We start from the raw sequence: 22,756 nt of genomic DNA, 5'->3' as shown, positions 1-22,756 counted from the left end.
TTTGCCGCTTGCTTCCTTCAGATTCCACGTCACCATGGACACCCTTGCATTAAGCTAACCATTACTACTGCCTTCATGGTTCGGGACTCGCACCCTATAGATTGCACCCATGCCGGGCGCACGAAAAAGCTGCCTTAAAGACAGCTCTGATCTTAAGCTAACGCACCTGTTAGTCCATTAAGAAAAAGGATTGCCACAGCAACCCCCTTGCTAAACTCAAGAATCCGTTACTGAAAGAAAAGCAGAATTAGTTGCGAGCAGTATTTCTTCTATACCAATCTTCTAATGACATCTCTCCAAAGGATTCCTCAAAGTCCAATCTTAAAGGAGCAATCAATTCTAGAGGATTTCCGTCTGGGTCATTAAAATAAATAGCTGCGTGGGCTTGTGGATTGTTATCAAGAACTAAAGGTTGTTGTTCTTCAGTTAAGTCAAAGCTTGTACGAATTTCGATTCCTTTACTATTTAACCAATCTTTTGCTGATGTCATGTCCTCTATATCTATTTATAAAGCTACATGTCGTATTGAAGGATGGTACGGAATTTCTACATGGTTTGTTTCCCATAGACCAAGCCAACTTTTACCTTTCTCAATCCAGAAGAAAGCTAATTTATCATTTTGATATGCAATTTCTAAATCTAACTTTTTATAAAATTTTATTGAGTTTTCAAGATTACTTACAGGTAAATGTGCCTCATAAAGACCTTTTATCATTTCTCGTCCCACCTCGTTATGATATCTATAAATTCCTTATATTCGCTGTATCATACTAATTTTTGGAATCTCCAGATATAAGCCTGAATCAAGCTACATTTATAATCGTAGTTTTTTGAGTTAAATCAGAATTTTGTTAAACTAACCTGCCCCGATAGTTCCATAAAGAAAAGCTGCCTTAAAGACAGCTCCGATCTTCAGCTAAAGCACCCGTTAGTTCATTAAGAAACCCTGTATGGAAACAAAGAAAACAAATAAAGAGATAACAATGCTCATATATCCCCAAAAGCCTTTTCTGTCTTTTTGAAGTTCAGATAATCCTGTAACTAACATAATTGCCCCCAAGAACAACATAGAATACGGCATCAACTCAAAATTTTCAGTAATTAGCTGATAGGCTGATAAAGCAAGAACAATTATTGCTAAGATAATTCTAATCATTTTCAAGAATATATTTCCCCCTAAAAATTAAGTTCTGTACAATTTCTGTTTCAATCATACCATTTGACACCTTTTTATTTGTGTAAAAAATGGAAACTTCTTTATGCAACTATCCTGCCCCGTTAGTTGCATAAGGAAAAAGCTGCCTTAAAGACAGCTCTGATCTTCAGCTAACGCATCCTTTAGTTGAAGAAGAAAAGGCTTTGGTCTAGGGGCTAGGTAGTAGTACCCCTATAATGAGAGAAAAGTATTTTTTTGCGGAATTCATAACTTCGTTCTAGAAACTTGTTAAGATTTTCGCAGTTTCCTCCCTTTCGATGAGTTTTTGGTTTCTTATCATTCTTTAATAACACAGAATGAGTAGGCATTTGAACGTTTCTGACATGAGCATCTCAAACATAAAACGACCGCAAAGTGAAGTAAACTTAACGGTCGTTTTAAATTTTGCTTAGTTTTTTTCCAATGACATGAAACATATAATTGTCCTTTTTCTTTGATATGTTTCATTGAATAGGTTTTAGTTCAATCCAAGCTTAACGTGAGCTATATTGCTCCCCGGGATAATTAGTAGTTAAAAATGCAGCCATCTCCTTACTTTTTTGTTTCCTTTCCTTACGCTTTCCTGCTCGATCTGGTGCGGTTTCATGTAATTTTCTCTCTTCTTCTGTTTCAGGAATGACTTGTGGAACACGTGTTGGCCGGTTATGTTGATCAAGTGCTACAAATGTTAATAGTGCAGTTGCTGCGATCTTACGTTTACCGCTTTTTAAGTCTTCTGCAATAATTTTCACAAAAACTTCCATTGACGAGGTACCTGTCCAAGTTACATAAGATTCAAAGCAGACTGCATCTGTTGTTCGTACTGGATGTAAAAAATCAACAGAATCTGTTGATGCAGTTACACATTCCCTACGACTATGACGTGCTGCAGAAGTAGAGGATACTTGATCCAATTGACTCATCAAACGACCACCAAATAACGTATTATGATTATTCACATCATTTGGAAACACACGGCTTGTTCTTATAACTCTTGATTCTTTGCAGTATTTAGCTTCCATAAACATATCTCCCTATAATATATAAACTTCTTTATATCCATTCGAAATAATTACTCAATCCTACATAATAGTGAACTGTCTTGTTCATATCAATTCAATTTGATATTGAACAAGGTTCTAGTGTACGTCTAGATTTATATACTCCTGACTATCTTCAGAAGGAATGTAAAAAGTTAAAATTAACTAAAGATTCTAACTATTTACGATTCAACTAAATCATAATCATTAAAATAAATTACTTCTGTTAGGATTTTACACCCTTTAATTCCCCTGAAAGTTTCTTTAGCTTCTTTTTCAGTGTCAAACTCAAATATTTTAACGTTATTCCTGGAATGAACAGTGATTACCCACATAAAATGCCTCCAATAAAAAGTTTTTTAAATCTGTTTTTCCATAGAATGATAGAAAATATTACATTTTATATCCAGCCCAGGAAACGAGAAGATTCAGCCGGATTTCTAATTCCCACCATATAGGCTGCTAAACGCATATCGACTTGATGTCTCAGTGTTGTTTGATAAATATTTCAAAAAGAATTGACCATTACTTTGCGTAATTTTTCAGCCACTTCTTTCTCTAGCCAATAATATCCTTACGTATTTTGTACCCATTCAAAGTAAGAAACCATGACACCACCTGTACTGTATATATTATCGTTATTCACCATTTTGACCGGTATACGAACGGTCATCATGCGCATCGGCTCTTTTAATAGTTCAAAAAATCCCTCTGAATAACCTAATTTTTTTATCGCTTCTTTTATGACTGTTTGTGTGGAACGAAATAAACTCAGATCACCTGTTCAAATTCTTTGCAATTAACCTTATCCCTTGTTTTCCTATCTCTGTTTATTAATGTAGCACCTTAGAATTTTGCCCATCTCCCAATCAAACTCTTCTCCTATAACACGCAAATATTCCTTACCGAGTTCGATTTTATATAGAAGAATGTGCTTCTTGATAGTCTATTGTATTTTCTCCTTACTTAATATCTGCAAATGGTTCATGAGTATTGGATTAAGGACATATATGTTTTACCTCCTAAGTTTTTAACTCTTCATCAATCTATAATGCAACTATCGTGCCAACTTCCTTTCATAAGGTAACTCTTAGCATTAAAGGATTTAAGGACTAAAAATCGCAAAATATTTTTGCACCGATTAATTTTAGTATAATGAGAGCAAAATGATTTTGCACAAAAAGAAGATGTTTGATTAAATGTGAGATAAGTTACTTAAAGGAGAATCAAATCCAAATTTTATTAATAGAGTCGAAACGCCAGATTTAATTCCTTTATATTCAATTTTTTACTTAAGCAAACTTTGTTTAAACGCAAAACAATTATGCGTATTATTCCATTTTTTTATAGATAGCAAACAAGTTCTGCGCTTTCTCATATAAAGAGATAAACAACGGCTTGACTATTTCATTCGATAGTTAGCTTTCCTTTGCGTATCGGAACTTTCGTATGCGTTATTTTTTATCCTCTCTAGATGTGAAAAATAAAAAGATTAAAAGAAGATGTTTAGACTAAAAATGTCTAAACATCTTCTTTACCTAGGACCTAATGATCTAATCAAAATGTTAGTAGTAATTTATTTAAAGTCTGTAAAAGTGTCCTTTAAGATGCTATTAATAAAATGGTTGTAGGGCATACCGGATACTCCACAAAGAAATCATTGTGCTTTTCCAATTTCATTGTGTTCACCACTTTTGTGCCTATTTTTCTTCTTTATTATTAGGTGATAATAAATGTAACAGGCCACCATGAAAGGTATACCACAGTATAGCCCTAGTCTTTGATTAGGAATAAAAATAAGGCTAATTAGTACAATACCGTATGACACGAATCCTAGAATCGGAACGAGTGGATAAAGAGGCGTTCTAAATTTCAAATCCTTTACATCTCCACCTTCTGCTATAAACCTTTTTCTAAAAAAGAACTGTGATGCACAAATAGACATCCATACGACAATGGTAATCACACCAGAAATAGAAATAAGCCATACATAGACAGTTTCTGCAGCCACGACACTAGTAAGAAGTGAGAGGGCCGATATCGATATAGTGATAATCAGTGCATTCAACGGAATACCTTTTGAAGATAATTTACCTACCATCGATGGGGCCATTTCAGTTTTAGAAAGTGACCAGAGCATTCTTGATGCTGCATACAGTCCTGAATTTGCTACTGATAGAACAGCGGTAAGGATAACAAAATTCATAATATCTGAAGCATATGGAATTCCAATCATGTCAAATACGGAAACAAACGGACTTTCAACCAATCCCGCAGTTTTCCACGGTATTAGTGCAACAAGTACAAACATCGCCAAAACAAAGAAAAACATGGTACGCCAAATGATATTTCGAATGGAGCGAGGAAGTGTCTTGTCTGGATTTTCACTTTCTCCAGCAGCTATACCAATGAGCTCAGTTCCCTGGAAAGAATAGTTCACAGTAACCATTGTTAAGAATATGGCGAGAATCCCATTTGGGAAGAGGCCACCGTCACCTGTGAAATTCGAAAAAAATGGGGCAGATTCATCACCTTTTAAGTTAAGGAAACCAAACATAGCTGCCCCCCCAAGGATAATAAAGAGAACAATAGCTGTCACCTTAATGCTAGAAAACCAAAATTCTGTTTCTGCAAAGCTACGAGTGGACAATGCATTGATCGAGAATATAATAATTCCGAATACCATACACCAAATCCAAACAGGAACTTCCGGAAACCACCGCTGCATAAGAATACCTGCAGATGTAAATTCTAATCCAATGGTATTCGCCCAACTTAACCAGTAAAGCCAACCAATCGTAAATCCGGTTGAAGGACTAATATATTTCGTAGCATATGCTTGAAAAGAGCCCGAATTTGGCATAGCTACTGTTAATTCACCAAGACAAAGCATAACAAGGTACATAAGAAACCCACCTAGTACATAAGCAAGAACGGCTCCTCCGGGTCCTGCCTGACTAATTGTAAATCCTGACCCAAGAAATAATCCAGTTCCAATGACACCACCAAGTGCAATCATGAACAAATGTCTGCTTTTCATCGTACGTTTTAATTCATCGTTTTCCTTGTGTATCATTCCCATTTTTTATCACTCTTTCTTATATCATTAATAAAACCAAACATTAAAATATTAAGAAAATTAATTCCTCCTTTCGTAGACATTTCTAGGAAAGGAGTTTTTTTCTACTTTTGCAATAGCCTCGAAATATAGTAAACTACTCTAACGATAGCTGTTTTTATAAACACATATGCTTAATAACATCAAATTATTAGGGAAGATAGGAAGGAATAAGAGATTCATTCTCCTTCCTATCTTTTGAAGCCATTACATTACCGGGCCTATTTGCTGAAAATTCCCTCTTTTTTTGTTAATAACTTAAGCGTTACATTTCTTAAAAGTCCGGGTAAAACGCCAAAAGTATAAGGTTTATAAACGCGTTCTGTCCATTTATGAGCGTCTTTTCCATATACTCCGATATTGATAGACGGAATATTCAGATTACGAATGTCCTTTATAGGCAAAGGATAAATGGACTCCCATTCTGGGAAATTTTTTAATAACGACAGGATGTCCTCGTCGGTTTCGTGCAATGATAAAAAGCTTCCATCTGCCAAATAGGGGAAGAACTTTTTTACTGCAAACTTTTCGTCAGTTTCTTTTGCTACTTCATCTAATACTTCTTTTAGCGCATTTTCCAGATTAGCGTCCCTCTCATTATCTTGATTTAAATAGTTGTGTGGAAGATAAGGTGGCGCGAAAAAGATGATAACCCGCGGCTTTTTATTCGGATCAAGTTCTTGTAAGGCTTCGACAATTTTGAAGCAAAGCATTCTTGGCTCTAAATTTTCATTCTCATTAAACACTTTCTTCATTCTTTCCGCTGTATTAATCCCCATCTTTTCCAACTCATCCACATAATCTGCCAAACTCGTTACTTCAATATTCCAGGATAGTGTTTTAGGTGGCAACCCTGTGCGCATGAGAAAATCATTGTAATGCTTGAATAGGACATGTTCTGTTTCCCTGCAGGCCTCAAATGCAACAGCAGTTAACTTATCCATGACTTCCTTCGTCGTCGCTTTATAAACAAAGTAGTTAAAATAGAGGTAGCTACTAGTAGCGGTTTGAACATTGTAAAATTCTTTTGTATCGCGTTGATACAAACAAGAAGGTGGGAGAACCAATTCACCGTCAATATTTTCGGCTAGATCTAGGTTATTATGGACACGGCGCGTTATCTCAGCCGCAATAAAGTTTGGATCAATACCGGATAACGTTTCACCTACATGGGCCTCGCGACCATAAATATAGAAACTCGGCAGAAGCTTTCCTGCTGCTCCCGTATAAATATAGCGGTGAGGGTCATTATCATATAAAGGAGTAATAAAATCATCATTAATGGCTACTGTATAAGACAATCCTTGCTCCTCTTTCAATCTATTCAACTCAGCAATGGCAGATATCACTCCCTTATGCTGGCTTTCTTCATCAGGGTTCACCATTAACAGGATATTACCCGTCAATTCTTCGGGATGTTCGGAAAAGTGGAGAACATTTGCAATATGTATTGCGATCCCGCTTTGCATATCAACGGATCCTCTTCCAAACAGCCACTCTCCTGATTGAGCATCTTTTTGTACATCATTGTCAAATGCATACATTTTGAAAAAATCCTCTAACGCATCGGGATTCATCGCATCTTTTTTCATGTTGCTATAATCTTCAATACCAACCGTATCCAAATGAGAATGGTAAATAATTGTATCTTTTGTCTCTGTTTTCCCTTTGACTAAAGCAAAAATATTTTTCCGGCCTAGTATATCGTTTGGAACCGGCTGTTCCCATACTTGAGATGGGTTTTGTTGAAAATACGGAAAGCCTAGAAGAGTTTCTTTTACAAAGTTAGCCACTTCCACCTCGCCAATTGTTCCGTTAATGCTGTTAATACTTACAAGAGCACGTGTAAGCGTTTCTACTTTTTCTGGCATTGTCATGTTGTAAATTTTGTTGTACATGATTGTTATCTCCCTTAATAAATGTTTTTATTTATTAGTTGCTAACTGTTTACGCTTTATTGAATGAACAAATTGCTCCATTCTGTTTAATCCTTCTTTAAGCGTTTCGATAGAAGCCGCATAAGAAATCCTTACATACCCTTCTCCAAACTCTGAAAACGCATCGCCAGGAACAACTGCAACACTTGTCTCTTGGAGTAGCTTCAGCGCAAAATCAAACGATTTCATCTTTGTACTTTTTATAGAAGGAAAAACGTAAAAGGCACCATCTGGTTTGACCACATCTAATCCCATCTCGGTAAGCCTTTTGCAGACGTACTCTCTCCTTTTTCGATACTCTTCAACCATCTGACTTGGATCATCCTTCCCTTTGGTTAAAGCTTCGATTGCCGCATATTGGCTAATTGTGCTGGCACAAACTGAATTATAAAGATGGACTTTTAACATTTGGCTAGATAAATAGGAAGGCGAAAAAGTAAAACCAATTCTCCAACCTGTCATAGAATGGGATTTTGCAATTCCGTTAATGACGATAGTTTTCTCCCTCATACCTGGAATAGAGGCAATTGAACAATGCTTTTTATCATAATACAGTTCACTGTAGATTTCGTCTGAAACAACAAAGATGTTTTTATTTCTAAGTACATTAGCAATTTCAACGATATCTTCTTCACTTAACATCCTTCCGGTAGGATTTGAAGGTGAGCAAAGAACAATGCAGCGTGTTCGTTCCGTTAGTTTATTCTTAATCATTTCAGCATTCATTTTGAAAGAATTTTTTGACGTATCAACGTAAACCGGAACTGCTCCGCATAATGTAATTAACGGTTCGTATCCAGGATAAATTGGCGAGGGAAGAATGACTTCATCCCCTGCTTGTAAAATGGTTCGGAACGCACTATCAATGGCTTCAGTTGCACCATTTGTTACAATGATTTCATCCTCAGGATTGTAGGTGAGATTATACTTTTGGAATACATAATCTGCGGCAGCCTTCCGAAGGCTCAATAGGCCCGCGTTATGTGTATAGGCTGTATGGTCTTGTCTAATCGCTGTTATTGCAGCTTCTTTTATATGTTCAGGTGTTGGGAAATCTGGCTGACCAAGAGTAAGATTGATCGCATCTGTATTATGGATCACCATATTGGAAAATGTCCGTATTCCGGGAATCTTGATGGTTGAGACGCTTTTATTTATCGTAATTTCCATTTGTCCTATCACCTTTTTTTATTATTTTTGATCTTACATAGTGTTTCTAATTTTCAGCCGGAATTAATGGACGATCAGGTTTGATGAGAAACCATAAGAAAATAGCAAGTCCGATAGGGATGATGTTGATTAATAGGGTTGTATTCCAACCCATTTCCTGCGCTAACCATCCGCAGATAATTGGAGATGTTATTCCTCCAATGCTTCCCCAAAGGTTCATCCAACCACTGACAGACCCTGCGAATTCTTGACCTAAATCGTTTGCGGTTGCCCAAGAAGTAACGATTGGCAGCCCAAGAGCGCCAAGTGCTAGTGTCAACCAGACAACGTTCATCCAAGGACTTGTGGAATAGGCAGCGAAATACAATCCTATAATGAAAAAAATGAATCCGATCAAGGCTAGACTACCTCGAGCTTTCATTCGTGAGTTTGTTCTTTGTAAGATGATATCCGATAAGGCGCCTCCAGCAAGAACAGTGAAACAAATGGCCAGCCAAGGGAAACTTGCCGCTACCCCCATTTCTTTTAATGAGAAATTTCGTGCTTCCATTAAATAAGTAGGTAACCATGTTAAAAAGAAGGTGTTCATATAGATGACGACAAAGTATTGTATCCCAACTGCCCAAAATCGGATGTTTCTTAGATAAATCTTCCACGGGGCGGTCTTTTTTACTGTTCCGGTGATGCTTCGATTTTCACAAATAAGCACTTTTTCTTTTTCAGAAATCCAAGGATGATTTTCTGGTTTATCACGCCCTACAATATACCAAACTAAGCCAATCCCAATGCCAAGAATAGCGAAACTATAGAAAACGCCTTGCCATCCAAAAAGCAGCAAGATAGCCACTGAAACCCCTGGTGCTATAACAGGTCCGAAGAAAGAACCAGCTAATAAAGCACTTGCTGCTCGTCCCTTTTCATGTTTTTGGAACCAGTATGAATTGAAGACAGCGTTGGCTGGATACATTGGACCCTCACCAACACCAAACAGAAACCTTACAATGCATAATACAACGTAAGAAGTAGAGGCAGCTGTAAGTGCTGTAAATGCAGACCACCAGGTAATCGCTATTATAATGATCTTCCTTGACCCGAATTTTTCTGCTAGCATCCCACCTGGAATTTGAGCAATACAGTATCCTGCGTAAAAGAGGGAAGACAAAAGTCCAAATTCAACTTTGTTCATATTTAGAGCATCCATCATCGGTTTAGCGACCACAGATAGATTGGCTCGGTCCATGTACGCTATCAAACCTATAATAAAAAAAATCAAACCCATGCCCCAACGTAATCCAATTTTTCTCTCCTTGCCTTGAGATTCGTCGATTAATTCTACCTGTTTTTCGATGTTCCCTTGTTTCATCTTTTTATCCACTTCCTTTATAAGAATTAATAACTGAAAAAAGTATAAAACAGGATTATGTAGGGAGCCTAGGTGAAAGAAATAAGCATTTTTAGTAAATCGGTTAATTTTGATTATTGATTAACATCTTTTCCCAAAGAGGATCGAATCGACGAAGGTATTTTTCAACACCTAAAGCTTGCAACTCTTGACGTCGTTTTTCATCTGCTTCTTCTTCCTTTTTGCCGATTTCAATAAAACTTAATGTTTCTTCTTGTGGAACAACTAACAAGCCATCATTACTACCAACAATAATATCCCCAGGGTTAACGATGCATCCTGAAATGGATACAGGTACGTTTACGTCGCCATCAATACTATAGACTTTGGTGGTTAAAGGTGAAATCGCGTAAGAAAACACGGTGAATTGCAATTTATTAATTATTTTAGTGTCGGTAACAGGCCCGTTAATGATCGCAGCAATAGCTCCTTTTTCCATCGCAACTCTTGTTGTAATTTCTCCCCAACATGCAAAACGCTCTTCTTCGTTCATATCAATCACAACTACATCACCTGGCTGTACTAAATCCAGTGCCTTATAAACTAATAGACCGTCATTTGGAGGGATTCGGACCGTTACTGCCGGACCAGAAAATGTGTTTTCAATCGGGAATATAGGCTTGATTTTCTTAGTACTGATTAATTGGAAATTCAAATGATGCCCATAATCACTTGGTGAAATAGTTCCCAATTGCTTTACTTCTTCAAGTTTTGGTCTTGGAATTATAGAATTTACCGTTATCATTACATTCATCCTTTCTTTGTAAACGTTATCAATTACTACCTTATACCTCTTGTGACTTGTTGTATTTATGTTGTATATTATATGTATACAACAGATAAACTTATTAGTCAATCTATTCTGAATTTAATCGCACGATTTATATGATAGAATAAAGTAAGTTAATGAAATTCATTGTTGATTAATTTTTATATACGATTATGTAGTATTAATACTTTTTAAAAGGATAGATAAAATGAGCATACACCAACCCAAACGACAATTTTTAAAAGATCGAGCTTATGAGATGATTAAGAAACTACTTATGGACGGAGAGTTATCGCCAGGAGAATTTGTTAAAGAGGGGGATCTCAGTGAACAGTTAGAAATGAGCAGGACCCCCATTCGGTCAGCCCTTCAGCGTTTAGAACATGATGGATTGGTCCGTATTCATCCAAAGCAAGGTATCTATATATGTGATATTTCTGTAAAACAAGTCAATGAAGTGTATGAAATACGAATTGCACTTGAAACATTTGCGTTACGAAAGCTTTCACATAGTATTGAAAAACACCAACTCGAAGAACTATATGACATCTTAAACCAGCAATACGAGTATATAAAAAACGAAGATTCCTATTCAGCACTTGAATACGATATGAGGTTCCATCTTAAAATAATGGAGTTTAATAAAAATGAACAAATGTTTGAGATGTTTAAAAGCATTAGAGAAAAACTTACATTTTACGGAAAAGAAGTATTAAAGAAAAAAATTGATCGCCTAAAGCAAACATATGATGAACACTTATTAATTGTAAGGGCCCTGGAAAAAGGCAACGCGGAAGAAGTAGTTCGACATATTGAAGAACACTTACAATATGGCAGAAAAACGCTCCTGGATCCATGAACGGTACTGCAAAAGTGTAGAGTGATGCTCGTCTAAAAAATCCCACAGCCATTCTCTAACAAGTCATGTAACAACACTATATACATTTTGAATTGTTATTTATCAAAAATAATACTGTAAGTAACTCATTACTCGGCAAAGTAATATTCAAAAAGTACAAACATATATAAAATGTACCCTATAGAGTAGACATTTAAAAAAAGGTCTACTTATAGGGTACTTTTTTGTATTATTAAGAAAAAATGAGATTTGGGGAAATAAACGAGTAAAAAGGTTCGCATTTTGTGCTTTTCCCATTTCTATCCACGAATCAGTTTTTTACCATGTCAGCAACAACTATAACCTTCACACATCACCCCGAAAAACAATTATGGGTTATATCCCGCACATAGTCAGTAACAATTTTGTCTATACAATCAACAAGTTTATTTTCAATAAATTCTTCTGGTTTACATATAAAAAAGGTTGCTTTAGCAACCCTCCCTAAATGAAGTAAAGCACCATTTTGTTCATAATCACACAAAATATATAACCCATAATAGGGATGAAATGCTTAAAAAAAATGTAAAACCTAGCCCATTTAGTTCCTTTTTTGTTGCTTTTCAAGTAAATACCGTTCTATTAATGTTAAAGACAATCCTATGACTATGAGGATATAAGCCAAAAACCGATAATAACTATAAACACATAATTCAAGGTGGAAACAAAGTGAATAAGTTATGCTAACCTGATGGGTCAGTGCCCTTTTGTTGAAGAAATCTGGTACTCCGTACATATTTGAAATCCTACGAATAAGCCAATGTTCGTTAACAGAAAAAATCTATGAAAATTAGTTTTTGAAGGTTACCTTCGAGAATCCTATTAGAAAATTCCCCTTTAAAACTATGTAACCAGTTCAGTTATAGGTCGAACTTTATCTGCACAATAAGTCTCGTTTTTGCGTGCTATTCCAACAAATATCCTGGCTAGCTTACCCACCTGTTAGTGAACAAGATCCATGTTTTATTCAATAACTTAAGCTAATACAGAAAATCTCCCTTTAAAAAAATAATCAAAAAGTTACTCCTTATTATTAACGAAAAGTTTTAAGAGGGCATATTCGACTAGACCTCCCCTTTAGTGAAATCCACTTTTATTCCCTATAAAATAAAAAAAGTGCCAACTTCACTTTAATAGAAATCGGCACTTGGTTTATTCGCTATACGTTATCGTGTCGTTTGTGGCGGTTGGCATACGTCACATTTACGTTGGTTATTATTTTTAAATTTCGTAAATGTTTTTTCAAAGTTGCTACCACATGCACATTTAAATAGTAACTTTTGAGAAAATCCGTGATATTCCGTTGTTAACAACTTACTTTCCGAATTTTTCTCAACAAATTCTTTAATTTTACCAATCGTCCATCGTTTATTCATTCTCTTACACCTCCAAATTTTTATCGCTATGCGGAGGCTTTTCTTGGCATCCGTTCAATTATAAGTAAAAGTCGTAATTACCCTAAGTTCATCATTATAACATGAGCTGACACTCAATTAAACAGATGGAAGGTACTATTTTAAACTAATCCGCTCCTTTTAGTTCCATAAGAAACGATTGGTTTACTTTTATTATGGAATAGGACATAAAAAAAGCCGCCCATCATTTGAGCAGCTCTTCATTAGTAAGTGTAGTTTTGGCTTTCAGTGGAAATAAGGGGCTTCTGGACTTACACCCGTCAAGAAGGGAGTTCTATCTCTCTACTAAAAAGCAACCGGCAGGGAGATTAACCCTTGTGAGCTCAGCGTGAAGTGCCAGTTGACATTCTCCCGAGGGACGCTGAGACGTAGGTTAGGCATGCGTCTCAACAGGGTGGAAAACGCAACGTCTCCTTCCACACGGGCTAGTGGCGCTCCCAAACACATATGGATGCCATGTCCAAAGGCGAGATGACGTTTCATTGTACGAGTAATATCCAGCTCCTCTGGGTCGGTAAACTGTATCTCATCCCGATTCGTTGATTTTAATATGGGAATGACCATGTCCCCTTTTTTGATTTGCTGCCCAGCTAGCTCGATATCTTCAGTGGCAAAACGCGGTCCCGCGATTGTGGCAGGCCCATTGAAGCGCAGCAATTCTTCCACAGCTGCAGGAACCAGACTGAGGTCGGCTTTTGCCATATTCAGTTGCTCTGGATGATCCAGCAACATCAAAGTGCCGGTGGCAATGAGATTCGAGGTTGTCTCATGGCCGGCAAAGATCAAAAGCGAGATCATCGAGATTAGTTCTGCTTCGTCGAGTCGATCTCCCTCCTCTTCGATAGCAACCAATTGGCTGATTAAGTCATCAGCAGGATGCTGGCGTTTGTCAGCGACAAGCTGCACGATGTATTCCCCGAAGGCTCGTATCTGCTCTGCGACCCCCGGATCTTTCCTTCCTAGGCCCAGACCGTGCGCTATGACCTCAGACCAGCCCCTAATCCGTTCCTTGTCTGCTTGAGGCACCCCAAGCATGTAAGAAATGACGTTGATTGGTAAGGGATAGGCATAGTCCTTGACAAGGTCCATCTCGCCTTTATCTTGTACCTGATCAAGTAATTCGTCAGCAATTTCCTGGACGCGAGGGCGTAAGCTTTCCATATATTTAGGCGTAAAGGCTTTGGACACCAACCTGCGCAACCGTCGATGGTCGGGTTCATCGACAGAAAGCATGGATTTTGCGTTAAGGAAGGTAGGGGGAGCGGATGGATCAGCATTGTTTTGCCTGATATCACTATTACCATTGATGGAGCCCCCGTCTACAGTAAAATGGGCATGATCTTTTAACACCTGCATTGCTTCTTCCATACGCGTAACCATCCATGCCTGACCATCCATTCCGCTAATCGGAGACGGGATAGGAATAATGGCTCCCATTGTCCGCATCTTAGCGAATATCGGAAATGGGCTTTCACCACTTTCACCACTAAACACGTCCAATATTGATTTCTCTGGTAATTTTTGATCTGAATTATTCATGACAACCTTCCTTTCTCAATGTGCCCTTTACGGGAGTCATCCGTTTGCTTAAATATTGTCCAAGGAATTATTTGCTGACCTAAAAATACCTTTCAAAGAACCATCAGGATGATAATCTTTAAGTTTTATATAACATCTAATTTCCTCCTTAGTTTACAACTAGGATAATTTATACATCCTTTAGATTGTGGATTTGCCTCTTAAATTCTTACTGGCTTCTTTAAAATTATGTTGTTTTCCTTCAGAAGCATTCTTAACACGTTTGATAAAGAAGGAAAGCAATAAACTAAAAATTCCGATGATAAGAATAACAAAATATGCGTCATTTATCCCCTGGATCGAAGCTTCCATAACCATATGTTGTTGTGTTTCACCCTGCGCTCCTCCCGTCACTAAGTCCTGAAGATGATTCGTTGTACTGTTTGTCATTACTGTCACAAGTAGGGCAGTACCTATCGCGCCGGCTACTTGTCTGATAGTGTTGGAAATAGCTGTGCCGTGTGCATAAAGACTTGAAGGTAATTGATTTAAACCTGCAGTCTGTATAGGCATAAGGAACATAGCCATCCCAATCCGACGGACTGTAGACATCACAACGAGAAACGTATAGCTGGTCGAGTCAGTCAAATCTATAAAGCCAACGGTTGAGATGATAATTATTGCTATACCGATAATAGTAAGCCATTTGGCTCCAAATCGGTCGAAGAGCTTTCCAACTGCAGGACTTAGCAACCCCATTAGGAGTGCCCCTGGAAGCATCAGTATACCTGACTCCAATGCAGTAAAACCGCGGGCATTTTGAAGATACAGAGGAAGCAGCATCATATCTGCATACATCATCATGGTAACACCTATACTTATAAGGGTAGTCAAGGTAAACATATTGTATTTAAAGGCTCGGAGATTCAGTAGCGGATTTTTGGAGATCAGCTGCCGCCACGTAAACAGGACAAGGGCCAGGATTCCTACAACTAGAGAAACAACTACCTCTGTACTTGACCAACCAGCATTGCCGGCTTCGCTGAAGCCGTACATTAAAGCACCAAATCCGATGGTTGAAAGGGCTACACTAATAAAGTCTACCTTGGAATGAACAGGTTCTGATACATTTTTCAGATAAATAAAACCGCAGATGATAACAATAACTGTAAACGGAATCATGCCATAAAACATGGCTTGCCAAGGAAATGTCTCAATAACATAACCAGTAAGTGTTGGTCCAATTGCAGGTGCAAAAATAATCGCTAACCCGACGTAGCCCATAGCAGATCCTCTCTTCTCTGGAGGGAAAAGGGATAACACAACATTCATGAGTAAAGGCATAATAATGCCAGCACCGGCTGCTTGAATCAGCCGCCCAGTCAGAAGTACAGGGAAATTGGTTGCGACTGCAGAAACAATCGTTCCGGCTAGAAAAATGATCATCGAAGTTTGGAACAATTGACGAGTGGAGAATCTCTGGATTAAAAAGGCTGTAATAGGAATTAAAACGCCATTCACCAACATATAACCTGTTGTAAGCCACTGAGCTGTTGAAGCTTTAATATTAAAATCATTCATTAATTCCGGTATGGCAACGCTCATTATTGTTTGATTAAACGTGGCAAGGAAAGCACCTATTATCAACACAAACATGATTGGTCCCTTTTTGATTGTTGCATTCTTACTCAATTTCATACATCCTCTCGGGTCTTCCGTAGATTAAATTTACACTGTGTTGTATAATTGACAATGTATAAATGAGATTATAATTACAATTTATCATGTTTTCAAGCTACAAAATTCCAAAAAGTGTATATTAATTCACAAAAATAAGGTTTATGTTGTTTATCGAGAAGAAATACGACGTAACACTATGAAGTGTAGCTTACGATTTGATGAGGAAGGAAAGAGACTATGATGGAAAAGAAAAAGCTTCACACAGACCCTCGCATACTCCGTACAAGACAATTAATTAAAAATGCATTTGTTGAATTACTTGAGGAAATGGATCTCCAAAAAATAACGGTTAATCGATTGGCAGAGAGAGCAACCATCAATCGTGTTACCTTTTATCTACATTATCGTGATATTCCAGATATGTTGGAAAAAATGGCAGACGATATGATTGAAGACATTTCAACGATTTTTAGTAATACAACAACGGACCAGACATCCTCTGATGAGATTAGTTGGAAAATAGTCGAAAATTTACTTGTGCATATAGCTGAACATTCGAATTTTTATAAGAACCTACTGGCTTCTAAGAAAGTCCCCATCTTTAGAGAACGTTTAACAATGTTTTTAAGGGAGAGGATAGTTACTAAGATAGAGGAAAACGGAAGGTCATCCCATATTCAAACTGAAATTGTCAAGGAAGACATTTTGATATGGTATGAAACCTCAGCATTAATAGGCACAATCGTTTCGTGGCTACAAAATGATATGCCATATTCACCGACTTTTCTAGCGAAACAATTCTCTTTGCTTCACCAAAGGAGGATAAATGTAGAAAGTTAATCATTTATAAAGTGTACAGATATACCGAACCTTTGCTCGCTGCATTATGGTTTCTAACTCTTGTAAATCTAATAGATTACGCCATAAAAAAGTTGAAAGGATTCCAGAAGGCTTTCCAAAAATCAACTGGCATATTTTGAGTGAACTTTAGTATAAAAGCCATAATTTAAATTACTTTAACAACACACCTAAAATGTGTTTCCGTTCAGAAAACTGAACGGTTTTTTCTTTATTTTCATCATTTATCTCTCCATGCAACAAACTTTTTTTATTGTGTCACCTGCCCCTTTATTTCCATAAGAAAAAGCTTCCATAAAGACAGCTCCGATCTTCAGCTTCCGCACGTGTTAGTTTAAGTACATTTTTTCGTAATCTTTTTTAACTAAATTAGCACCCGTCGGTCAGAATATGATTTTTTATCACGGAAAGAAAAGCAAAATGTTCCTTCCGCTGTCCTCCTTCAGAATGAACGTACATCATCTGTCGGCGAGAACCTATTGATGCTACACTTTTTCTGAGGTCTTTCGTTTCATTAAAATCTCATTTTCGTACCTATCTCCCCAATCTCGCATGAGGTAGATAATAGGTTTTAATGTTTCCCCAAATGCAGTAAGAGAATATTCGACTTTTGGAGGAATCTCTCGATATATTTCACGATATACAATACCATCTTGTTCCAATTCCCGAAGTTGTAATGTTAACATACGTTTTGTGGTATAGGGCATAAGTTTCCCTAACTCGTTAAAACGTTTAGGTCCGGAAATTAAGTTATATAATATGATTCCTTTCCATTTGCCGCCTATCACATCTACTGTAATGGCAACAGGGCAAGCTGTGGTATCAGGACACATTTCTGTTTTAAAGTCCTTCATAGTAACACCCCAATTTTTTTAAGTATCAAATTGTATACTATATTACAAATTTTATCCTATTCCACAAAATTGTTCGTACTTTTAAAATTATAATATATAAAGTATCATTGATTTTGCAAGCAAAGACTAAATATTCCCTCTCTTTGGACTATTCACCATTACAGACGTTACGTAAAAAAATCCGATAAGAATGTCACTAGCTGGCACAGCATTGGATTGGTACCAGATCATCTCATAACAAGGAATCACTTTTATGATCGTTCCGAGGGGAGGGTAATAGATTGTTTTCGGGGATATTATTTACCATTATATAAGCATCTGGAGCTGTTTCTGTTAAATTTGGTCTTCTGTCATCCCCTCCATTTACCATAGGAACCATCCGGTTTCTTTTTACAGGTATTTACGATTTAATAAATCACCTAGACATAGATTAGAGTAGCAGCTTGGATCATCAAGGTCAAAGGGAAGTAAACGCAGGTTATATTAGCTTTTTTCTTAGCACATACCAATCATTCTGACCATCAATAGGTAATGAGATATTTCCCCATTTTTAGGCAAATAAAAAGGAGTGACTACTATGAAATCACAAATTATTCAATCTTTTGGTGAACCATCCGCATTTCAATATAAAGAGATTTCAAAACCTGAACTGATACCTGGACATGTACTTATTCAAGTAAAGGCTACAAGTGTAAATCCTATTGATACGAAAGTCCGTGCTGGTGCAGTTCCAGCCGTTGCACCTGAGTTTCCAGCAGTATTACACGGAGATGTGTCAGGGGTGGTATCTGCAGTGGGTGAAGGAGTAACCGAATTTAAAATGGGCGATGAAGTGTTTGGATGCGCCGGTGGATTTAGAGGGACTGGCGGAGCACTTGCAGAGTTTATGCTTGCAGATGCCGATTTACTTGCTCATAAGCCGAAGAATTTGACGATGGAAGAAGCCGCAGCTTTACCATTAGTATCCATAACCGCTTGGGAAGCATTATTTAATCGTGCTAGGCTCATACCTGGACAAAATATATTGATCCATGGTGCCACCGGTGGTGTAGGACACATCGCCATTCAACTAGCCAAATGGGGAGGAGCGACAGTCTATACAACTGCCTCTTCGCAAGAGAAGCTGGAGATTGGCACACGCCTTGGTGCTGATATAACGATTAATTATCGAGAAGAAAGCGTTCTTGACTATGTACAAAAATATACAAACGGAAAAGGATTTGACGTCGTGTTTGACACGGTAGGGGGTGAAAACCTTGATCGCTCTTTTGAGGCAGCAGCAGTCCATGGAACAGTAACAGCCATTGCTGCTCGTTCGACTCATGACCTCTCCCCCGTGCATTCAAAGGGACTTTCTCTTCATGTTACCTTTATGTTGTTGAAGATATTAAACAAGGACATGCATAAACATCATGGAGAAATTTTGAAGAAGGTTGCTAGGCTGGTTGAAGAAGGGAACCTGCGTCCGCTTTTGGATTCAAACATTTTTACGTTTGATGAAGTCTCAAAAGCCCATGAGTACATGGAGTCAGGCAAGGCAATAGGAAAAATTGTTTTGAAAAATAGCTGGTAATATTATTGCAAATTTGAAATGCCTCAACAATTTTACGTTCATTTAAAAGTAGATGGTCCATAGAATCTCTATAAGATTCTCTATGTACCGTCTGCTTTTATTTTTAATTACCATGAAAACTAACAGGGCATAGGCAACTTTAAGATCATTTGAAACCACGACCTTTAGCTCTATAAGAAAAAAGAGCTACCGAAGCAACTCCCTTATTGAAGTAAAGCACCCTTTAATCAATTTTTTCTTTATTAATTTTCAGTATCTCCTTTAATGTAGCATGAATATTTTGAAGGCTAATTAATATCAATCCTAGCATAATAAATGTTACTACTTCCCCTGTAACTATAGAGATTATTGCTATTATAAGAGCATATAAGCCATAAAGCCAACCTTGCATTTTATATCACCTCACCGTGTTTTATTTTACCATTATTTCTTAAAATATCCTGGTCTGATAGTTACAAAAAGAAAAAGCTGCCTTAAGCAGCTTTGATCCTCAGTTCATACACCTTTTAGTTCATTTCACAATCTTGCTTTCTTGGATAAATTTCTATTACTAAATGTTTGATATATAAAAAGGGAACGCCTGCAAACCAGGAAGTTCCCTTTTTATTTCGTAAGATAAAATTTTCACAATGAAACAACGATAGATAAAATAGGATGCGGCAGCTTTTTTCAACCGCCACCTGTTACATGACAAACAGGAGTTGCATGGAATGAATATGGCTGGCACTAGCCCTACGACTAAAAAATTTGTATTCGTAGCACCAAAAAGGAAAAATCACAATAAAACTCCAGGATCAATAAAAACTCCTAGACAACCTAACCAGTATAAACACTTTCACATGTCCCAGCTATTGGTTCATAATAACAATGATTTTTATACTGACCAGCAAAAGGTTGGTTATACCACGTTGGAGGGCATGGAGCATATGGATTAAAATACCAAAGAGCATATTTCCCTGGATGTTCTCTCCAATAATCCAAATTCTGTTTTGCTAATCTTTTTTCAGCAGTTCTCGCTCTTTGATAAAATACATTACCTTTTTGAACAGCTTCAAAAGAATAATTTCCTCCTTGTACGTGATAAATGACTTGTGGAATTGATCTTAACTCTTTAAAGTCTAAACAATCTGCTTTAAGACGATTAACAATTACATTTCCAACATATAACATCCCTTGTAATCCTTCACCTTCGGCTTCTGCTCTCATCATCCTTGCCATTAAGTCCACGTCTGAACTTCGATAACTTACTCTTGGCATTTTTTCACCCCAAAAATATAGTATGAAAAAAAGCCTACAATAATGTCATTGTTTATAAAATAAGGATGCTGAGTTTTTAAGTTAAATGAAAACTCTGGCATTGTTTTTATACCCTTTATTCAACTAAACTGCACCGTTAGTGCCATTAGAAAAAGGCTGCCTAAGCAACCTGCCTTCTTTATTGAAGTAATATACCTTTTAGTTGTAAAGCCATGGACTTTACATGCCCCTACTTAACTTTTTCATGCGTACGGGTCAGATATTTTCGGGATACAGCATTAAAATATCCTACATCAATAATTGCTACTTCTCCTTTATAAGGGCATTGAATGTGCGTCAGCTGATGTGATTCATTGATGATGACCAAGTCTATTGCGTCCAATTCTTTTTTGCAACACGAACATTTTACAGGTAGTAAGTTTTCTTTTTCCATTAAAGAAGCCCCCTTTTGATAAAGTAGGTATTCTTTATGTCTAGTCACTAATCCTACCTGTTCACACAACCGTCAAAAATTCCCTTTTTCCATTACATATTCAGTTAGTGTCTACATAGCTTATTCAACTAACTTAACGCGATAGCTGAATAAAAAAAAAGCTGCCTTAAAGACAGCTCCTTACTTCAGCTAACGGACCGTTAGTTCATGAAGGAATGATTCAAAACTCAACTATATTTCTCTCTTTTTATTGCGATGTCCCCTGTAACATATTAAAAAGTCGGCTCATTTATTTATGAACATTTTCATTTTTGGTTAGTGAAAATGCTGGCAAATCCTACTGAACAGCATTACACAATCGACCGATATTCTCGACTTCAACAACGACCTCATCCCCCGACTTGATCGGGCAGCTGCCAGATGGTGAACCCGTTGCCAAAATGTCACCGGGCTCCAGTGTCATTACCTGTGAAAGCCAGCTGATTAAATACGGAATACTTAGAGACATTTCATTGGTATTCCCGTCTTGGACAACGCGGCCGTTTAAAGTGGTCACAATCCGCAAATTTGTAGGATCTACCCCGGTAACGATGCACGGTCCCAAAGGTCCGAATGTATCAAATCCTTTGCCCCGCGTAAACTGTGGATCTTTTTTTGTAAGATCTCTTGCTGTGACGTCATTAAATATCGTGCAACCAAACACATAATCAAGCGCATCCTCTTCTTTAATGTTTTTTCCGCGCTTTCCAATGACTAGGGCTACTTCACCTTCAAGCTCCACTTGGTTGGATAGATCGTTTGGAGGAAGGATAATTTTCTCCTTGTCTGCAATAAGCGCAGATAATGGCTTTAAGAATAGAAATGGTTCTACAAGGTTTGCCTCTCCCCCTGTTTCCTTCGCATGACCTGCATATGTCCAACCGAAATTAACCACTTTAGAAGGTTTTACAGGTTCTAAAATTTTCACGTCACTATATTTTACCTTTACCCCGTCATACTCTATTTCCTTGTTGACAAGTTCAGCAAAACTGCTAGAGAGTTGTAAAATTATATCATCATCCTCAACAATACCGTAATGTATATTGCCTTGTTGATTCTGATAGCGAACTATTTTTTGTGTTTTTTGTAGCACATGCATGATGAATAAACTCCTTTGATAAATAAGGTATACTAACCTCAGATAATATAAAATTCGGGTCTCCACATAATCGCGAGCGAAGACTTCCAACTCCATTATAACCGATAAGGTCAATGGAAATAAAATTTAGCTTCCCGATACCATTAATTCCCTTTTATATAAAGAAGATAAATTAAATAAAAAAAGAACTGTATGGATGAACTGCACCCCAATTGTTAGACAACATCTAACAATTGGAGGTGCAGTTTTTTTGACTAAATATACGATAGACGAAAAATTACATGCAGTTTTAGAGTACTTAGAAGGGAAAAAATCCTATAAATCCATTGCACAAGAAAGAAATGTAGGTTTATCCCCTCTGAAAAGATGGGTCGCTCGCTATCTAAAACATGGGATGGAAGGACTTGCTTCATCCTATACAAATTACACTCTGCCCTTTAAACTAGAGGTACTTAAATATATGAACGAATATGGGGCATCAATCAACGAGACCGCTGTACA

At 37.3% G+C, this 22,756-nt stretch carries 22 protein-coding genes and 2 pseudogenes; 5 read left to right on the top strand and 19 right to left on the bottom strand.

The genetic code is table 11. The features are described from left to right. Nucleotides 1–247: 247 nt before the first annotated feature. The 11 genes and pseudogenes from LQ203_RS25885 to LQ203_RS25835 form a co-directional block, all read right to left on the bottom strand. A complete protein-coding gene (locus LQ203_RS25885; protein WP_230162629.1) occupies nucleotides 248–490 on the bottom strand; it encodes a hypothetical protein in 243 nt (80 codons plus the stop codon). Nucleotides 491–505: 15 nt separating this feature from the next. Beyond that, complete coding sequence (locus LQ203_RS25880) at nucleotides 506–715, bottom strand: hypothetical protein (RefSeq protein ID WP_230162627.1); 210 nt, start codon at nucleotides 713–715, stop codon at nucleotides 506–508. A 213-nt stretch (nucleotides 716–928) separates the two neighbouring features. Then, entirely contained in the window at nucleotides 929–1,156 is a 228-nt protein-coding gene (locus tag LQ203_RS25875) for a DUF3953 domain-containing protein (protein WP_230162636.1), read from the bottom strand. Between the two features lie 533 nt (nucleotides 1,157–1,689). After that, nucleotides 1,690–2,217, bottom strand: coding sequence for an acyl-CoA thioesterase (locus tag LQ203_RS25870; protein WP_230162625.1), 528 nt, complete (start codon nucleotides 2,215–2,217; stop codon nucleotides 1,690–1,692). Nucleotides 2,218–2,417: 200 nt separating this feature from the next. Beyond that, nucleotides 2,418–2,570: a hypothetical protein gene (locus LQ203_RS25865; protein ID WP_230162623.1), complete on the bottom strand. Its 153-nt coding sequence runs from the start codon at nucleotides 2,568–2,570 to the stop codon at nucleotides 2,418–2,420. Nucleotides 2,571–2,635: 65 nt separating this feature from the next. Next, a pseudogene (locus LQ203_RS25860) lies at nucleotides 2,636–2,872 on the bottom strand (glutamate dehydrogenase); the annotation flags it as partial. Between the two features lie 1,020 nt (nucleotides 2,873–3,892). Further along, nucleotides 3,893–5,317: an amino acid permease gene (locus LQ203_RS25855; protein WP_230162621.1), complete on the bottom strand. Its 1,425-nt coding sequence runs from the start codon at nucleotides 5,315–5,317 to the stop codon at nucleotides 3,893–3,895. Between the two features lie 257 nt (nucleotides 5,318–5,574). Beyond that, the gene (locus tag LQ203_RS25850) at nucleotides 5,575–7,251 is read right to left on the bottom strand and encodes a M20/M25/M40 family metallo-hydrolase (RefSeq protein WP_230162619.1); all 1,677 of its coding nucleotides are present in this window, start codon (nucleotides 7,249–7,251) and stop codon (nucleotides 5,575–5,577) included. Nucleotides 7,252–7,278: 27 nt separating this feature from the next. Continuing rightward, entirely contained in the window at nucleotides 7,279–8,460 is a 1,182-nt protein-coding gene (locus LQ203_RS25845; RefSeq protein WP_230162616.1) for an aminotransferase A, read from the bottom strand. A gap of 46 nt (nucleotides 8,461–8,506) precedes the next feature. After that, entirely contained in the window at nucleotides 8,507–9,823 is a 1,317-nt protein-coding gene (locus tag LQ203_RS25840; protein WP_230162614.1) for an MFS transporter, read from the bottom strand. 103 nt (nucleotides 9,824–9,926) lie between these two features. Next, the gene (locus LQ203_RS25835) at nucleotides 9,927–10,607 is read right to left on the bottom strand and encodes an RraA family protein (RefSeq protein WP_230162613.1); all 681 of its coding nucleotides are present in this window, start codon (nucleotides 10,605–10,607) and stop codon (nucleotides 9,927–9,929) included. Nucleotides 10,608–10,839: 232 nt separating this feature from the next. Here LQ203_RS25835 and LQ203_RS25830 point away from each other — a divergent pair, with 232 nt between their 5' ends. Further along, complete coding sequence (locus LQ203_RS25830) at nucleotides 10,840–11,490, top strand: GntR family transcriptional regulator (protein ID WP_230162610.1); 651 nt, start codon at nucleotides 10,840–10,842, stop codon at nucleotides 11,488–11,490. A gap of 1,205 nt (nucleotides 11,491–12,695) precedes the next feature. On the opposite strand, the gene LQ203_RS25825 is transcribed toward LQ203_RS25830, so the two are convergent. From LQ203_RS25825 to LQ203_RS25815, 3 genes are all read right to left on the bottom strand, one after another. Continuing rightward, nucleotides 12,696–12,905: a hypothetical protein gene (locus LQ203_RS25825; RefSeq protein WP_230162608.1), complete on the bottom strand. Its 210-nt coding sequence runs from the start codon at nucleotides 12,903–12,905 to the stop codon at nucleotides 12,696–12,698. Nucleotides 12,906–13,229: 324 nt separating this feature from the next. Further along, nucleotides 13,230–14,483: a cytochrome P450 gene (locus tag LQ203_RS25820; RefSeq protein ID WP_230162606.1), complete on the bottom strand. Its 1,254-nt coding sequence runs from the start codon at nucleotides 14,481–14,483 to the stop codon at nucleotides 13,230–13,232. 180 nt (nucleotides 14,484–14,663) lie between these two features. Further along, nucleotides 14,664–16,160: a DHA2 family efflux MFS transporter permease subunit gene (locus tag LQ203_RS25815; RefSeq protein ID WP_230162604.1), complete on the bottom strand. Its 1,497-nt coding sequence runs from the start codon at nucleotides 16,158–16,160 to the stop codon at nucleotides 14,664–14,666. Between the two features lie 219 nt (nucleotides 16,161–16,379). Here LQ203_RS25815 and LQ203_RS25810 point away from each other — a divergent pair, with 219 nt between their 5' ends. Next, on the top strand, nucleotides 16,380–16,982 hold the full coding sequence (locus LQ203_RS25810; RefSeq protein ID WP_356715522.1) for a TetR-like C-terminal domain-containing protein: 603 nt from the start codon (nucleotides 16,380–16,382) through the stop codon (nucleotides 16,980–16,982). A 32-nt stretch (nucleotides 16,983–17,014) separates the two neighbouring features. Beyond that, a pseudogene (locus LQ203_RS25805) lies at nucleotides 17,015–17,122 on the top strand (hypothetical protein); the annotation flags it as partial. Between the two features lie 363 nt (nucleotides 17,123–17,485). Here LQ203_RS25805 and LQ203_RS25800 read toward each other — a convergent pair. Continuing rightward, complete coding sequence (locus LQ203_RS25800) at nucleotides 17,486–17,854, bottom strand: helix-turn-helix domain-containing protein (protein WP_290370655.1); 369 nt, start codon at nucleotides 17,852–17,854, stop codon at nucleotides 17,486–17,488. Between the two features lie 577 nt (nucleotides 17,855–18,431). On the opposite strand from LQ203_RS25800, the gene LQ203_RS25795 reads away from it, so the two are divergent. Beyond that, nucleotides 18,432–19,427, top strand: a complete 996-nt coding sequence (locus LQ203_RS25795; RefSeq protein WP_230162602.1) for a zinc-dependent alcohol dehydrogenase family protein — start codon at nucleotides 18,432–18,434, stop codon at nucleotides 19,425–19,427. 223 nt (nucleotides 19,428–19,650) lie between these two features. Here the strand turns inward: LQ203_RS25795 and LQ203_RS25790 are convergent, their stop codons facing one another. From LQ203_RS25790 to LQ203_RS25775, 4 genes are all read right to left on the bottom strand, one after another. Next, the gene (locus LQ203_RS25790; RefSeq protein WP_230162600.1) at nucleotides 19,651–19,818 is read right to left on the bottom strand and encodes a hypothetical protein; all 168 of its coding nucleotides are present in this window, start codon (nucleotides 19,816–19,818) and stop codon (nucleotides 19,651–19,653) included. A gap of 425 nt (nucleotides 19,819–20,243) precedes the next feature. After that, nucleotides 20,244–20,684, bottom strand: a complete 441-nt coding sequence (locus LQ203_RS25785) for a cell wall hydrolase (protein ID WP_230162597.1) — start codon at nucleotides 20,682–20,684, stop codon at nucleotides 20,244–20,246. Between the two features lie 229 nt (nucleotides 20,685–20,913). Continuing rightward, the gene (locus LQ203_RS25780) at nucleotides 20,914–21,117 is read right to left on the bottom strand and encodes a hypothetical protein (protein WP_230162595.1); all 204 of its coding nucleotides are present in this window, start codon (nucleotides 21,115–21,117) and stop codon (nucleotides 20,914–20,916) included. 337 nt (nucleotides 21,118–21,454) lie between these two features. Next, entirely contained in the window at nucleotides 21,455–22,255 is an 801-nt protein-coding gene (locus LQ203_RS25775) for a fumarylacetoacetate hydrolase family protein (RefSeq protein ID WP_230162593.1), read from the bottom strand. Between the two features lie 250 nt (nucleotides 22,256–22,505). Between LQ203_RS25775 and LQ203_RS25770 the strand changes: the two genes are divergently transcribed. Further along, nucleotides 22,506–22,756 (top strand): transposase (locus LQ203_RS25770; protein WP_230155323.1); only part of this gene is annotated, 251 nt, incomplete at its 3' end.

This window comes from Peribacillus sp. Bi96, assembly GCF_918698115.1.
Taxonomy (GTDB): Bacteria; Bacillota; Bacilli; order Bacillales; family DSM-1321; genus Peribacillus.
This window is presented reverse-complemented; position numbering and strand designations above follow the sequence as displayed.

Excerpts from the sequence above, each read along its gene's own strand:
- LQ203_RS25885 (WP_230162629.1), bottom strand. The coding sequence starts at position 490 with ATGACATCAGCAAAAGATTGGTTAAATAGTAAAGGAATCGAAATTCGT.
- LQ203_RS25875 (WP_230162636.1), bottom strand. The coding sequence starts at position 1,156 with ATGATTAGAATTATCTTAGCAATAATTGTTCTTGCTTTATCAGCCTAT.
- LQ203_RS25785 (WP_230162597.1), bottom strand. The coding sequence starts at position 20,684 with ATGCCAAGAGTAAGTTATCGAAGTTCAGACGTGGACTTAATGGCAAGG.
- LQ203_RS25845 (WP_230162616.1), bottom strand. The coding sequence starts at position 8,460 with ATGGAAATTACGATAAATAAAAGCGTCTCAACCATCAAGATTCCCGGA.
- LQ203_RS25775 (WP_230162593.1), bottom strand. The coding sequence starts at position 22,255 with ATGCATGTGCTACAAAAAACACAAAAAATAGTTCGCTATCAGAATCAA.
- LQ203_RS25830 (WP_230162610.1), top strand. The coding sequence starts at position 10,840 with ATGAGCATACACCAACCCAAACGACAATTTTTAAAAGATCGAGCTTAT.
- LQ203_RS25865 (WP_230162623.1), bottom strand. The coding sequence starts at position 2,570 with ATGTGGGTAATCACTGTTCATTCCAGGAATAACGTTAAAATATTTGAG.
- LQ203_RS25835 (WP_230162613.1), bottom strand. The coding sequence starts at position 10,607 with ATGATAACGGTAAATTCTATAATTCCAAGACCAAAACTTGAAGAAGTA.
- LQ203_RS25870 (WP_230162625.1), bottom strand. The coding sequence starts at position 2,217 with ATGGAAGCTAAATACTGCAAAGAATCAAGAGTTATAAGAACAAGCCGT.
- LQ203_RS25840 (WP_230162614.1), bottom strand. The coding sequence starts at position 9,823 with ATGAAACAAGGGAACATCGAAAAACAGGTAGAATTAATCGACGAATCT.
- LQ203_RS25800 (WP_290370655.1), bottom strand. The coding sequence starts at position 17,854 with ATGAAGGACTTTAAAACAGAAATGTGTCCTGATACCACAGCTTGCCCT.
- LQ203_RS25815 (WP_230162604.1), bottom strand. The coding sequence starts at position 16,160 with ATGAAATTGAGTAAGAATGCAACAATCAAAAAGGGACCAATCATGTTT.
- LQ203_RS25855 (WP_230162621.1), bottom strand. The coding sequence starts at position 5,317 with ATGGGAATGATACACAAGGAAAACGATGAATTAAAACGTACGATGAAA.
- LQ203_RS25795 (WP_230162602.1), top strand. The coding sequence starts at position 18,432 with ATGAAATCACAAATTATTCAATCTTTTGGTGAACCATCCGCATTTCAA.
- LQ203_RS25810 (WP_356715522.1), top strand. The coding sequence starts at position 16,380 with ATGATGGAAAAGAAAAAGCTTCACACAGACCCTCGCATACTCCGTACA.
- LQ203_RS25825 (WP_230162608.1), bottom strand. The coding sequence starts at position 12,905 with ATGAATAAACGATGGACGATTGGTAAAATTAAAGAATTTGTTGAGAAA.
- LQ203_RS25790 (WP_230162600.1), bottom strand. The coding sequence starts at position 19,818 with ATGCAAGGTTGGCTTTATGGCTTATATGCTCTTATAATAGCAATAATC.
- LQ203_RS25880 (WP_230162627.1), bottom strand. The coding sequence starts at position 715 with ATGATAAAAGGTCTTTATGAGGCACATTTACCTGTAAGTAATCTTGAA.
- LQ203_RS25820 (WP_230162606.1), bottom strand. The coding sequence starts at position 14,483 with ATGAATAATTCAGATCAAAAATTACCAGAGAAATCAATATTGGACGTG.
- LQ203_RS25850 (WP_230162619.1), bottom strand. The coding sequence starts at position 7,251 with ATGTACAACAAAATTTACAACATGACAATGCCAGAAAAAGTAGAAACG.
- LQ203_RS25780 (WP_230162595.1), bottom strand. The coding sequence starts at position 21,117 with ATGGAAAAAGAAAACTTACTACCTGTAAAATGTTCGTGTTGCAAAAAA.